We start from the raw sequence: 12,454 nt of genomic DNA on the forward strand, positions 1-12,454 counted from the left end.
TCGCTCCCCTTTTTGGCAATAATGGCCGGACGCGAACGGACGCAGCTAGCGACCCCCTTCGGACGACGCCGTCTCACCTTTTCCTTCAACACCAAGTAACCGGATTATGAGCTCAAGCACCCTAGTACAACGCATCGTCGCCACCATCAAACAGAGGATACAGCTGGGCGAGCTGGGTGTGGGCAGCCACCTCAGCGGGCAGAAAGTGGCGGACGACTTCCAGGTATCGCGCTCCCCCGCCCGCGAGGCGCTGATGGTGCTGGCCGAGCAAGGCTACCTGGAGCAGTTGCCCAACCGGGGCTTTTTCGTCATCGATCCGCCCGTTGAACCCCTGGCGGACAAGGACAGGGTCGTCTCCCTGGAAGAGCCGGAAGAATACTACCGGATGGCGGAAGACTGGCTCAACGACGCCATTCCCGAAGAGGTGACCGAGCAGTTCCTGCGCCAGCGCTACCACCTGACCAAGGTGCAGGTGATCGATATCCTGAACCTGGCGTCGCGGGTCGGCTGGGCGGAGCAGAAGCCGGGCTATGGCTGGCGTTTCCTGAACGTGGCCAAGACACCGGAAACCCTGGAGCAGATCTACAAGGTGCGTTCGCTGATCGAGCCCGCCGCCCTGCTGGAGCCCGGCTACCGGCACGATCCCGAGAAACTGAAAAAGCTGAAAAAAGACCAGCAGGAACTGCTCGACGGCGGCATCGAAACCCTGCCCGCGGACGTGCTGATCAAGACGGGGGTGCACTTCCACGAGGAGTTCATCAAGCTGTCCGGCAATCCCATCTACCACATGATACTGGTGCAGCTCAACAAGATGCGCCGGCTGCTGGAATACCGGGCCATGGTCAACCGCCAGCGGATGTACCGCCAGTGCAAGGAGCATGTGCAGATGATCGAGCTGGTGGAGCGGGGCGACAACCTGGAAGCGGCCCACCTGATGCGCCGCCACCTGAGCGGCTCCTTCGCCGAAAAATCGCCTATCCTGCAGCTGCGCGAGGAATACCTGGCGGAAATCAGCGAAAAGGGCAAATAAGGCCGGGTAGCCCGACGGTAGGGTCGTGCCCCGCCATCCGTCGAAAGCCCCAACCGTAGGGTCCACTTCAGTGGACCACCCCACCACAGGTGCGGTGGTTTGATCGAATAATTCGACCCTACGGGTGGGATCGTGTCGTGTTCGGTCGAATAAATTCGATCCTACAAGGCGGGCCCGGGGATAATATCCATCCACAGCAGCCAGCGCCCGGCATCGTCGATATCGTATTTCCGTACAAAGCTCAGGGTGCCGTCCGGTGCAATGCGGAATACGGCGAAATTGGCGGGCACCCACACCAGCTCGTCGCCCTGCTCCACCCACAGGCTCTTCTGGTTGGCCACCACCAACCATTGGCCGCTGGGATCAACCTTGAAGGTGCGCGCCTCTATCCCTTGGGTGTCCAGATGCTGGACAAGCTCGGGCTCGCCGCTGTGCGGATCGATCCGGAACACCGCCATGGTGTTCTCGCCGCCGGCCAGCACCTTCTTGTCGCCCACCACCTTCTCCCCATCGGCGCGGTTGGCCACGTAGAGATAGCGGCCGTTGGGGTGGAACTGCAGCACACCGCCCTTCTGGCGATGGCGGTGCTCGTTGGCCATGTCGCGCAGCGCTTCCTTGCGGTACAAAGGCTCCGGTGCCAGGGTGCCGCCCGCGGTGAGCGGATACATGAACAACTTGCTGCCCCTCTCTATCGCCACATAAACCCAGGGCTGGGTAGGATGGAAGGCGAGATGGCGCGGCCCCAGCCCGGGCGCCATCTCCACCCGGGACAAGGGGGTCAGTTGCCCCTGCTCGAAGCGGAAGCTGTTGATGCTGCCCGGCTCCTCCGCCCGCTCGCCGATGGCGTCATTGCCCCGGGCCAGGGCGACGACGGTGCCGTTGTCCGGCGTGACCATCACCTGATGGGTGAAAATACCGGCATCCGGCGCCGTGGCCTGGGCCACCTGCGGGCCTATGCCGCCCTCCTCGTCGATTTTGTGCACACTCAGGGTACCGGACTGGTTGAAGGCGGTCAGCGCGTACTCGCCGCCGTGATCCAGGGTAAGGTGGATGGGCCGCTCCGGCAGCACTGCCGACTCCCCCCAGGGAGTCAGGCTGCCGCTGTGCGCGTCGATGCGAAAGGCCCCGAGCAGGTGGGTATCGCCGCTGGCCCCCAGGGTGCCGGAGCCGGCGTTGCTGGAGACGGTATAGAGGAAGCGGCCCTCCCGGTCGGCCACGGCAAATTGCAGGTTGGCCGGCAGCAGGACCGGCTGCCCCCTCGCGGCCAGGGTTCCGGTCCGGGTATCCAGGGAATAATGCAGCAGTTGCTCGCCCAGGCTGGCGTAAAGGGTCATGGCATCCTCTTGGGTTGTCGGTTGCTGGGCCTGCAGGCCCGGCGCCGGCGACGCCAGCACCGAGCCCAGCAAAACCGCCGGCAGTGTCTTGGTCAGTGTCATCACAAATATTCTTATCTGAATTTTTACACTTATAAATGCAGAAGGATTAATAACACCGATTTTGCACTTTTAAAACAAAAAATACACCTTGCCGTAATAATGGCGAGACCGCCGGGGATTGGGCGTGGAAATGACATCGGGCCCCGCACGGGGCCCGTTTTACTCAGTTGCGTCCTACGTAGTCCTTGTAATTGTCGGTGGTGACCAGTTCGAAGGGGATCATGATCTCCTTCTCCACCGCTTCGCCCCTGGCCATCCTGACCGCGGTGTCGATGGCGGCCGTGCCCTGGCCCTTGGCGTCCTGGAACACGGTCACGCCCAGCATGCCCCGGTCCAAAAAGGCCAGGCCGTCGGGGGTGGCGTCCACGCCGCCGACGATCACCTTCTTCACCCGGGACGGGCCCAGGGACATGATGGCGCCGATGGCCATTTCGTCGTTGTTGGCGACGATGGCGTCGATCTCGTAGCCGGACAGCAGCCAGTTGCTGGTGACGTCCATGCCCTCCTTGCGGGTCCACCGGCCGGTTTCCTTGGCGATGATCCTGATGTCCGGGTATTTGGCCGCCACTTCCTCCACCCCGTTGGTGCGGTCGCGGGCCGACTCATGGGCCAGTTCGCCCATCAGGATGGCCACGTTGCCCTTGCCGCCCAGCTGCTCGGCGACGTATTCCATCTGCAGCACCCCGGCCACCTTGGAGTCGGAGCCCACGTAGCTGATGCCATCGGGCAGCGCGACCTCGGGCTTGAGGTTGACGAACACCATGGGGATGCCGGCCTCCTGCACCCGCTTGATGACGGGCGCCACCGCCTGGGTGTCCACCGGGTTGACGATGATGGCATCCAGCTTCTGGTTGACGAAGCTCTCCACCTGCTGCAGTTGCTGGCCCACGTCGGTCTTGGCATCCTCGAACTGGACCTCGACCCCCTCCAGCTCGGCCACCTTCGCCTGCATGGCCTGGCGGATCAGGGTCAGGAAGTTGTTGTCGAACTGGGCCATGGCCACCCCGATGCGGATGTTGTCGGCCTGGGCGCCGAACGGCAGGGTGGCGGCCAGGACGGAAGCCAGTGTCAGTTTCTTGAGTTTCATGGTGTTACTCCTTGTAGCAAAGCGAAGGTTCATCGGTCGTTCTCCCTGTTTTGACCTCGGCCGCGCCGCCGCGCACGGCGGCGCGGCCGGCCTTATTCCGGATAGGCGCCGGGGATGTTCTGGTCGTAGTCGATCAGCGCGCCGGTCATCACGCCGGCGTCATCGCTCAGCAGGTAGCTCGCCAGCTTGGCGAGCTGGTGCGGCTTGGCCAGTTGCCCCATCGGCTGCCCGGCCTCGGCCCGTTCCAGCCAACCGTCGGTGGCACCGTGAAAGCGGCGCTGGGTGGCATCCTCTCCCGGGGTGTCCATCCAGCCCGGCAGTATGGCGTTGCAGTGAATGCGATCGAAGCGGTAGGCGTTGGCCACGTTCTTGGTGAGGGTGGCAAGGGCTCCCTTCGACCCCGAATAAGGCGCCAGGTAGGACTGGCCGCAGTGGGCGCAGTTCGACAGTATGTTGACGATATGGCCGCCGCCGCCCCGGGCCAGGCGGTGCCGGACGAAGCCCTGCATCAGGAAGAAGGGCGCCCGGGCATTGGTGTCGAACATCTGGTCCCAGAGTTCCACCGAGGTGTCCACCAGGGTGCCGCGGGCCCCCAGGGCGGCGGCGTTCACCAGGGCGGTGACGGTGCCGAACTCGGCCACGGCGCTGTCGATAAGCCCCAGGCAGGCGTCGGTGTCCTGCAGATCCAGCGGCACGAAACGCACGCTGCAGCCCAGCCCGGACAGCTCCGCCACCGCCGTTTCCCCCTTGGCCGCGTCCCGGCCGGCCAGCACCAGCCGACGGCAGCCTTCTGCCGCCAGTTGCCGGGCGATGGCCAGGCCCACGCCCTGGGCGCCGCCGGTGATCACCGCCACCGTGTCGGCGTGTCGTTGATTGCGATCAGACATGGTCGAACTCCTGGTCGGGGCCGGTCAGGTGGATGGTTTTCCCCAGCTTGAGGGAAAGGGTGGCGGCTTCGGCCAGATAGGCCGCCATCAGGCCGTCGTAGGCGTTGACCGGCATGTCCCGGCCCTCGCGGACGCAGTCCAGGAACAGCCGGATCTCGGCGGCGTAGCTCTCGCCGTAGCGCTCCATAAAGAACTCCAGGATGGGCGCCGGGGTGCCCGGATAGCCGGGCCGGTAGCGGGTCAGCCCCGATTGCCGCGGGTTGTCGGAGACAACCATGCCGTCGGCGCCGAAGGCCTCGATGCGCTGATCGAAGCCGAAGGCGCAGCGCCGCGAGTTGAGGATAGTGACGATGGCGCCGTCCTCCGCCAGCAGGGTGACGCTGGCGGTATCGATGTCGCCCAGCTTGCCGATTTCGGGATCGACGATGGAAGAGCCATGGGCGGTCACGCTGACCAGCTCCTGGCGGAGAATGCCCCGCGCCATGTCGAAGTCGTGGATCATCATGTCCCGGAACAGACCGCCGGAGCGGGGCACGTATTCCAGCGGCGGCGGCAGCGGGTCGCGGCTGGTGATGGTCAGCTGCTCCAGGCGGCCGATGTCGCCGGCGTGCACCGCCTCGCGCAGGCCGGCATGGCCCCGGTCGAAGCGACGGTTGAACCCGAGGAAAACCTGGCGCGCGGCCTGGTCGCCGATGGCGGCGATGCAGCGCCGGGTGGCTGCCAGGCTGCTGGCCAGCGGCTTCTCGCACAGTACCGGCTTGCCCGCGTTCACCGCCTCGATCACCAGCTCCACATGGGTGTCCGACGAGGTGGCGATCACCACCGCATCCACCCCGGCGTGGTGGATCGCCGCCGCCGCCGAGGGCGCCACCGCCGCCCCGGTGCGCGACGCCAGCGCGTCGGCCACCCGGGTGACGGGGTCGTACACCGCCACCAGCCGGGCTCCCGCCGCGGCCATGGCGGCGGCGTGTACCTGTCCCATCCGTCCTGCGCCGAGCAGCGCAATGCCTGTCAGTCGTGTCATGATCATTCCCTCCCTACCTGAATTCGTGCGCCGGTGTGAGCGGAACGCACCATGCTGTCTATGATCTGCTGATTCTCCAGCCCGAAGCGGAAATCGGGGAAGCAGCCGCCCTCCCCGGCGATGCCGCGGATCAGGTCGTACACCTCTATCACCTTTACATCGAAATAGCCCAGGCCGCCGCCAGCGAAATCGAAGCCGAAGAAACCGTTGAACTGCTCCACCTGGGAGCCCGCCAGCAGGGTCTTGAAGCCCCGGTCGTGCTTGGCGTCGCGGTAGCGGGCGATCTTCAACTCGTTGAAGCGCTCCCCGTCCATCACGATGGTGCCTTCGGTGCCCGATACCTCCCAGCTGATGCCGAAGATCTTGCCGGCCGCGATGCGCGACGCCTCTATGGTGCCCCCGGCGCCGTTGTTGAAGTGCACCAGCGCCTGGAACTGATCTTCGTTTTCCACCGCCAGCCGGGCGCCGCCGTCCTCCGCGCGGGCGCCGTAGCCCGAGCCGCCGCCCGGCGCCGGCCGGGTGGTGATAAAGGTCTGCTCCTGCCCCACCACGCTGTCGATGGGCCCCATCAGGAACTGGGCCACGCTGATCACATGGGAGCCGAGATCGCCCAGGGCGCCGGAGCCGGCCTCACTGCGCGAGCAGCGCCAGCTCCAGGGCAGGTCGGGATCGTTGAAGAAGCCCTGGTCGAACCAGCCCCGAAAGCGGGTGGGCGTGCCGATGTCGCCCCGCTCGATCAACTGGCGGGCCAGCAGCGCCGCCGGGGTCTTGATGTTGTTGAAGGCCACCATGGTCTTGACCCCGGCCTGTTCCGCCGCCTCGGCCAGGGCCCGGGCGTCGTCCAGCGACACCGTCAGCGGCTTCTCGCAATAGACGTGCTTGCCGGCCTGGATGGCCGCCATCGCCATTTCGAAGTGCATCGCGTTGGGGGTGGTGATGTCCACCAGATCGATTTCCGGATCCTTGACCAGGGCGCGCCAGTCGGCGGTGGCATGGGCAAAGCCGAAGCGGCGGGCGGCGGCGTCCGCCAGCTCCTGGCCGGCGTCGGCCAGGGTGTGCAGCACCGGCACCAGGGGCAGGTCGCGGTACAGCAGGGCGGCGCGGCGATAGGCGTCGGCATGGGCCTGGCCCATGAAGCCTGAGCCGATCAGGCCGATGTTGAGGGGTTTGAGTGCCATCTTGTTTTCTCCTTGACGGCCCGGCTCAGCGGGCGGGGGGCAATATATTGCGGGTAACGAAGTCGAAGGCCCGGGCCACGGTCGGCGCCGGCGGGGCCTTGGCGGGATCCTGCTCGGCCTCCACCACCAGCCAGCCGCGATAGCCGCCGTCAGCCAGGAACCGGGCCAGGGGGCCGTAGTCGATGATGCCGTCGCCCGGCACCGTGAAGATGCCGTTGCGCACCGCGTCGTTGAAGCTCAGATCCCCCTCCCGCACCGCGTCCAGCACCTCGCCGCGCACGTCCTTGAGGTGGATGTGGTTGATGCGCGGGCCGAACTCCTCCAGCAGCCAGGTGTAGTCGAAGCCGGCGGCCACGGCGTGGCCGGTGTCGAGCAGCAGGCCCACCGCCGGGCCGGTGGCGGCCATGAGCGCGCGCACCTCGCGCAGGGTTTCCGCCACCATCATCAGGTGATGGTGATAGGCCAGGGCCAGGCCGTATTCCTGCCGCAGCCGCTCGGCAAAGCGGGTCAGCCGCTCGCCATAGGCCGCCATGGCCTCGTTCGACAACTGCAGGCGATGGGACATGGGCACATCCAGGGCCTGCTCGGCCATGACGCCGCATTCGCCGTACACCATGACGCCGACGCCGCTGTCCCGCAGCAGGGCGGCGTGCTCCCGCACCGCGGCCAGCTCTTCCTCGACGCCGCGCTCGGCCAGAAAACCGCTGTACCAGCCGGAGATCAGCCGCAAGCCGTGGCCGCCCAGCTGCCCGGTCAGGGCCCCCGCCTCGCGCGGGAACAGGCGGCTCATCTCCACCCCGGCGTAGCCGGCGGCGGCGGCCTGTGCCAGGCAGGTGTCGGCGCTGGTGCCGTGCCCGTACTCCTCCAGCACCTCGTTCACCCAGGACAGGGGGCTGACGCCCAGCCGGATCCTGGCCTCTTGCTTGTTTGCATGCTCCTCGTTCGACACAACGCGCTCCTTGGTGTCCGATGTTAATGACTTGTTGGTAAATTAAGGGATACCTCCCGCCTTCACCACTTGTCATTTGAAGGAAAACCTTCAAGAATTGACGTCAAACCTTCAGGCAGCACAAGGAGCGCCATGAACAGAAAAACCTCGTTGAACCAGATTGCCGAGGCCGCCGGCGTCAGCCTCAGCACGGTGGACCGGGTGCTGAACCGGCGCGGGGGCGTGTCGCCCGACAAGGAAGCCAGGGTGCTGGAATGGGCCAACCGGCTGCACCTGGACCGGGTGCTGTTTCGCGGCTACCTCAGGGTGCTGCGGGTAGCGGTGGTGATGCAGTCGCCGAAAAATCCCTTCTACCGGGGCCTGCGCGACGCCTTTACCGACATCACGGCGGCCATGCCGGACATGCGCATCAACTGCTTTCTGCACTACGTCGAGGTCACCGACGCCGCCGCCACCACCCGCAAGATCAACCAGATAGCGGAAAGTTACGACGCCCTGATCGTGGTCTGCCCGGACGACCCTCAACTGTCGGACGCGCTCCGGCGGATCTCGGCGCGCATGCCCATCCTGACCCTGGTGACCGATCTGCCGGACAGCGGCCGGATCGCCTACGTGGGGCCCGACAACCGGCAGACCGGCCGGGTGGCGGGCGAACTGATGGGCCGTTTTCTCGGCCCGGCGGGCGGGGAGCTGCTGATCCTGCTCGGCATGCACCGCATCATCGGCCACGAGGAGCGGGAAATGGGCTTTAGATCCGTGCTGCGGGAGCGGTTTCCCGCCTGCGCCATCGTCGACTCCCTCGAGAGCGGCGAGGATCAGGCGCGGGCCGGCGAGGTCGTCTACCGGGCGCTGCGCCGGCACCCGGGGGTGCGGGGCATCTACAACGTGTCGGCGGGCAACACCGCCATCGCCGGCACCATCCGCACCCTGGGCCTGGCGCAGCACGTGGTGCTCATCACCCACGAACTGACCCCGGAGCGGCGCGCCATGCTGCGGGAAGGCGTTATCGACGCCATCATCGATCAGGATCCCAAGGCCGAGGTACGGCGGGCACTGGAGGTGCTGGGGCGGCATTTCAACCGCACCGAGACCGAGGTGCGGCTGGAGGAGCCCACCCCCTTCAATATCTTTATCCGCGAGAACTGCCCGCCGGCCTGGTAGAGGGTAGCCTCCCCCTGCCCCGGCGGGCACGATGACGCCGCATAGTGCAAGAAGGGATCAGGGTGCTCGGTTATCACGGGCCTCGGCGGGCTCCGCTCCCCGCCGTCGGCGCCACAGATCCCGCCCCAGGGTGGCGGTCACGTAGAGCACCACCAGCGGGATCAGCCCGTAGACGATGCCCGCGCCGAGCCGGGGCAGGTAGCCGGCGGCCAGGGTCAGCGCCACCATGTACCACACATAGGCCAGGTAGAGGACGAGGAAGAGCAGCCCTTCGAAGCGGGTGAGCCTGGCACCCACAAAGAACAGCGGCAGGCACAGCACCGCCACCCCCAGCATCACCGGCATGTCCAGGCTGGCCAGTTGGGTACCGGCCAGCAGCGGCGCCGGCGAGACCAGGCCAGAGAGGCCGAGCACGCACAGGATGTTGAACACGTTGCTGCCCACCACGTTGCCGATGGCGATATCCCGCTGCCCCTTGAGGGTGGCGATCACCGAGGTCATCACCTCCGGCAGCGAGGTGCCGGCGGCGACGATGGTCAGCCCGATCACCGCCTCGCTCACCCCGAAAGACGCGGCGATCTGCACCGCGCTCTGCACCAGCCAGCGCGCGCCCGCCACCAGCAGCACCAGGCCGCCCGCCACCAGCAGCAGGTTCTGCCAGGCGGGCACGGGCCGGCGTATCAGTTCCGCCACCTCCTCGTCCGCCGTGTCCATGCCCTGCCGTCGGCCCTGCATGAACAGGAAGGCGGTGTAGCCGAGCAGGCCGGTGAACAGCAGCACCGCCTCGCCCCGGCCCAGGGTACCGTCCCAGGCCATCAGCACCGCCACCACCGACACCAGTATCATGATGGGCACATCCTGGCGGATCAGCTGCTTCGACACCACCAGGGGCGAGATCAGCGCCGCCAGGCCGAGGATGAACAGCACGTTGAAGATGTTGCTGCCCACCACGTTGGCGATGGCCAGCTCCGCCTGGCCGGCCCAGGCGGACTTGACGCTCACCGCCAGCTCCGGCGCGCTGGTGCCGAAGGCCACCACGGTCAGGCCGATCACCAGGGCCGGCACCCCCAGGCTGGCGGCCAGCCGGGCCGCCCCCCGCACCAGGAGATCGGCGCCCACAATCAGCAGCAGCAATCCCGTTATCAGCATTAACCAGGTCATCGCATTGTCTCCTTAAGGCAGCAAATCCAGTTCCTTGCGCATTTCCTCGGCGGTGGGCCGCAACTGGGCCTTGCCCTGCCGCTGCCGCCGCCGGCCGAGGAAATACAGCAGCGGCGAGGCGATAAACACCGACGAGCTGGTGCCCACCAGGATGCCGAACAGCATGGGCAGCGCGAAGCTTGCCACCGCGCTGCCCCCCGCCAGCCCCATCGGCAGCAGCGCCAGGAAGGTGCTGAACGAGGTGAACAGGGTCCGGGTAAGAGTAGCGGATATGCTGTCGTTGAGCAGCGCCAGCATGGGTTTGTCCGGGGTCAGCCGCAGGTTCTCGCGGACCCGGTCGAACACCACCACCTTGTCGTTCACCGAGTAGCCGATCAGCGCCAGCAGCGCCGCCACCGCGGTGAGGTTGAACTCCACCCCGGCCAGGACGAAGAAGCCGATGGTCTTGGTCAGATCCAGCACTATGGTGAGGGTGGCCGCCAGGGCGAAATGGGACTCGAACCTGTACCACAGGTAAAGCAGCATGCCGCCGCCGGCAAGCAGGATGGCCAGCACCGTCGCCTCGAAGAAGCCGCCGCTGACCTTGGCGCCCACCATGTCTACCCGGGGAAACTTCGCGTCGGGCTCGGCGCTCAGCACCGCCGCCTTGAGCCCGGCCACCTGATCGGCGCCGCCCTGCGCCACCGGCAGGCGGATCAGGAAGCGTCCCTCGCCGACCTCCTGGATGGCGGCGTCCGCCAGTTGATGGTCGTGAAGCGTCTCGCGCAGCGGCTCCACCGCCAGGGCCGGCGCCCGCACCTCCACCAGGGTGCCGCCGGTGAAGTCGACGCCGTATTTCAGCCCCGGTTGCACGAACAATGCCAGGGAGGCGACCGACAGCACCGCCGAGGCGGCCAGGCCCAGGTAGCGGCCGCGCAGAAAGTCCGGGCGCCAGCCGGCCAGCCGTTCGAGCAACCGGCTGCCGCCCAGGTTGAGCGGCGCCCGCTCCCTGCCCTTCACCCGCCACTCCATCAGCAGCCGGGTCACCGAAATGGCCGTGAACAGGGAGGTGAGCAGGCCGATGCCGATGGTAACGGCAAAGCCCTTGACCGGGCCGCTGCCGAACAGGAACAGCAGGCTCACCGCGATCAGGGTGGTGAAGTTGGAGTCGAGGATGGTGCCGTAGGCCCGGCCGAAGCCCTCGCGCAGGGCCATGGCGGCCGAGCGCCCCCGCCGGCTTTCCTCGCGGATGCGTTCGTTGATCAGGATATTGGCGTCCACCGCCATGCCGACGGTGAGGATGATACCGGCGATGCCCGGCAGGGTCAGGGTGGCGCCCAGCAGGCTCAGTATGCCGAACACCAGGCCGATGTTGACCGCCAGGCCGACGCAGGCGATCAGCCCCCAGCGGCCGTACACCCCGAGCATAAAGCCGACCACCAGGGCGGCCCCGAGCAGGCCGGTGCCGAGCCCCATGGCAATGGCGTCGCTGCCCAGATCCGGGCCCACGGTCCGCTCCTCCAGCACCAGCAGCGGCGCCGGCAGCGCCCCCGCCCGCAGCAACAGGGCCAGCTCGCTGGCCTCGCCGGTGGTGAAGCGGCCGCTGATCTCGCCGCTGCCGCCGGGAATGGCGCTGCGGATCACCGGGGCGGTGATCACCTGGTTGTCGAGCACGATGGCCAGGGCGCGGCCGATATTGTCCCGGGTCAGCTCGCCGAAGCGGCGGGCGCCCTCGTTGTCCAGTTTGAAGCTGACCACCGGCTCGCCGGTGGCGGGGCTGAAGGCCATGTGGGCATCGCGGATACGCTCGCCCGCCATCGCCACCCGCCGCTCCAGCCGGTAGCCGCCCTCCCCGGCGGCGGCGGGCACGGTGATCACGGCCTGGCCGGCGGTGCCCTCACGGGCCACCCAGTGGAAACTCATCCGGGCCGTGGTGCCCAGCAGCGAGCGGATCTCGGCCGGATCCGCCACCCCGGGCATCTGCACCAGTATGCCGCTGTCGCCCTGGCGGGTGATGCCGGGCTCCACCAGCCCGGTTTCGTCCAGCCGCCGGCGCACCACCTCCAGAGTGCGCTCCACCGTGTCCTGGCTAAGTTGGGCGCGCCAGGCTTCGGTCGGCGCGAGGCGCAGCCGGCCCGGCTCCTGCTCGACGTCGAAGCGGCGCACGCCGCTGGCGTCATCCCGCGCCAGGCCGCGGAGCAGCTCAAGGGCCTCGGCCAGGCGGGCCGGATTCCGCGGCGCCAGCTCGACGCCACCGGCATCGACCCGCGGGCGGGCATGGGCAATGCCGGCCTCGTTCAGGGCGGCGGCGGCCTCGTCGGCCAGGCGCCGGTGCTCGGCGGCCAGCAGTTCGGTGGTGTCGGTTTCCAGCAGCAGCTGGGAGCCCCCCTGCAGATCCAGCCCGAGCGACAGGGTGTTGGCGCTGTACCAGTCCGGCAGGCGGTCGGCCAGCCGGGCGGGCAACACATTGGGCAACGCGCTCAGCAAGCCGAGCACGATCACCAGGCCGTAGAGCACGGCCCTGGTTCGTAATGAAGTCATGGCAAATCCTCGAAACGCGGT

Annotated in this window: 10 protein-coding genes; 2 read left to right on the top strand and 8 right to left on the bottom strand. The window is 67.3% G+C overall.

Annotated elements, in window-relative coordinates:
• Window positions 1–106: 106 nt before the first annotated feature.
• A complete protein-coding gene (locus tag C7I36_RS02415) occupies window positions 107–1,030 on the top strand; it encodes a GntR family transcriptional regulator (protein WP_096779018.1) in 924 nt (307 codons plus the stop codon).
• A gap of 161 nt (window positions 1,031–1,191) precedes the next feature.
• Here C7I36_RS02415 and C7I36_RS02420 read toward each other — a convergent pair whose 3' ends face one another.
• From C7I36_RS02420 to iolE, 6 genes are all read right to left on the bottom strand, one after another.
• Entirely contained in the window at window positions 1,192–2,466 is a 1,275-nt protein-coding gene (locus tag C7I36_RS02420) for a lactonase family protein (protein ID WP_096779017.1), read from the bottom strand.
• A 163-nt stretch (window positions 2,467–2,629) separates the two neighbouring features.
• On the bottom strand, window positions 2,630–3,553 hold the full coding sequence (locus tag C7I36_RS02425; RefSeq protein WP_106452141.1) for a sugar ABC transporter substrate-binding protein: 924 nt from the start codon (window positions 3,551–3,553) through the stop codon (window positions 2,630–2,632).
• 92 nt (window positions 3,554–3,645) lie between these two features.
• Window positions 3,646–4,440 carry an SDR family oxidoreductase gene (locus C7I36_RS02430; RefSeq protein ID WP_106452142.1) on the bottom strand — a complete coding sequence of 265 codons (795 nt, stop codon included), beginning with the start codon at window positions 4,438–4,440 and terminating at the stop codon, window positions 3,646–3,648.
• A complete protein-coding gene (iolG, locus tag C7I36_RS02435) occupies window positions 4,433–5,464 on the bottom strand; it encodes an inositol 2-dehydrogenase (RefSeq protein WP_219899581.1) in 1,032 nt (343 codons plus the stop codon). The genes C7I36_RS02430 and iolG overlap by 8 nt, the downstream gene beginning before the upstream one ends.
• Window positions 5,465–5,466: 2 nt before the next feature.
• Entirely contained in the window at window positions 5,467–6,642 is a 1,176-nt protein-coding gene (locus C7I36_RS02440) for a Gfo/Idh/MocA family protein (protein ID WP_106452143.1), read from the bottom strand.
• Between the two features lie 25 nt (window positions 6,643–6,667).
• Entirely contained in the window at window positions 6,668–7,591 is a 924-nt protein-coding gene (iolE, locus tag C7I36_RS02445) for a myo-inosose-2 dehydratase (protein ID WP_219899582.1), read from the bottom strand.
• A gap of 132 nt (window positions 7,592–7,723) precedes the next feature.
• Between iolE and C7I36_RS02450 the strand changes: the two genes are divergently transcribed.
• Entirely contained in the window at window positions 7,724–8,752 is a 1,029-nt protein-coding gene (locus C7I36_RS02450; protein ID WP_096779013.1) for a LacI family DNA-binding transcriptional regulator, read from the top strand.
• Window positions 8,753–8,809: 57 nt separating this feature from the next.
• Here the strand turns inward: C7I36_RS02450 and C7I36_RS02455 are convergent, their stop codons facing one another.
• A complete protein-coding gene (locus tag C7I36_RS02455) occupies window positions 8,810–9,913 on the bottom strand; it encodes a calcium/sodium antiporter (RefSeq protein WP_106452144.1) in 1,104 nt (367 codons plus the stop codon).
• Window positions 9,914–9,925: 12 nt separating this feature from the next.
• Window positions 9,926–12,433 (bottom strand): protein translocase subunit SecD, encoded by a 2,508-nt coding sequence (gene secD, locus C7I36_RS02460; protein WP_106452145.1) that lies wholly within the window; start codon window positions 12,431–12,433, stop codon window positions 9,926–9,928.
• Between the last annotated feature and the right edge of the window lie 21 nt (window positions 12,434–12,454).

This window comes from Zobellella taiwanensis, from assembly GCF_003012795.1.
GTDB classification, from domain to species: domain Bacteria; phylum Pseudomonadota; class Gammaproteobacteria; order Enterobacterales; family Aeromonadaceae; genus Oceanimonas; species Oceanimonas taiwanensis.